The 1,130-nt window shown below is 70.2% G+C and carries 1 protein-coding gene; it reads right to left on the bottom strand.

Annotated features, from left to right (window positions below; all coding sequences use genetic code 11):
- Positions 1 to 961, bottom strand: a 961-nt coding sequence (locus N866_RS18995) for an IS110 family RNA-guided transposase (protein ID WP_034229819.1), incomplete at its 3' end; no start/stop codon positions are given.
- Between the last annotated feature and the right edge of the window lie 169 nt (positions 962 to 1,130).

Raw genomic sequence — 1,130 nt, forward strand, 5'->3', positions numbered from 1 at the left:
AGCGCAGTGCTTCCATCGGGGTCTTGCCGGCGGCGAGCTTGCGCCGGTAGTAGGCGCGGCCTTCGGTGTCGTGGCGCAGCTGGACGATCGCGGCGACGTGCAGGACGTGGTTCATCCGCCGGTTGCCAGCGCGGGAGAGCCGGTGGCGGATCTGCTCACCGGAGGAGGCGTCCAACGGCGCGGTCCCGGTCCAGGAGGCGAACCGGTTGCGGTCGGCGAACCTGGCGACGTCACCGACGTCGGCCAGGATCCGGGCCGCGCCGGCCGGTCCGACGCCGTAGACGTCCAGCAGCCTCGAGCCTCGTGCCAGGACCGCGGCCTTCAGCTCCGCCTTGATCTTCTTCAGCTTCGTGTCGACCGCGACCAGGTCGGCGATCTCCTCCGCCGCCATCCGCCGACGCGTCTTCCCGGCGATGTCTCGGGGTCGCACGGTGGACAGCATCGCCTTGGCCTGCGCGGCGGACAGGTCCTTCTTGCGCTGGCCCGGGATCAGCTCTGCGAGCAGCCGCTGCAGGCGGTTCACGATCTGCACCCGCAGCCGGGCCAACTCGTCGCGGCGGTCGGTGAGCATCCGCAACGCCTCGAGCTCACCGTCAGCAGCCACGACCCGCAGGCCCGAGGTCCGCACCGCGACCATGGCGATGGAGTGCGCGTCCAGGGCGTCGGTCTTGCGGTTGTGACCGGTGTCGAAGAGTCGGACCCGGGCAGCGAGCTTGGCCGGCACGTCCAGGACCTGCTCACCGGCCTCGACCAGCCGCTGGGCCAACGGGCGGCCGGCGCCGTTGGCGCCCTCGACCGCCCACACGCGCTGGGGCCAGGCCTTTACATAGCTGCGCATCAACGCGTAGCCGGCCTTGTCGGTGGTGAACCTGCCCGACCCCAGTAGGTCTCCGTGCTGGTCGACGACCTCGATCGTCGCCGACAGCCTGTGGGGATCAACTCCGATGATCACGCACGCCACAGCATCTCCTGCTCTCCTCGAACCGGGTAGGACGACGAGGCGGGCAGTGCTACTACGAGCTGGGCAGTCCCCTCTTGAGCCACGCCTCGTCACGGTGTCCGACGGGCCGCAGTCCAGATGAGAGCCACAGCCGGGAACCCGGTGGGCAGCCGCTGAAGAGAGCGTCCCG

Source organism: Actinotalea ferrariae CF5-4, assembly GCF_000603945.1.
Lineage (GTDB): Bacteria > Actinomycetota > Actinomycetes > Actinomycetales > Cellulomonadaceae > Actinotalea > Actinotalea ferrariae.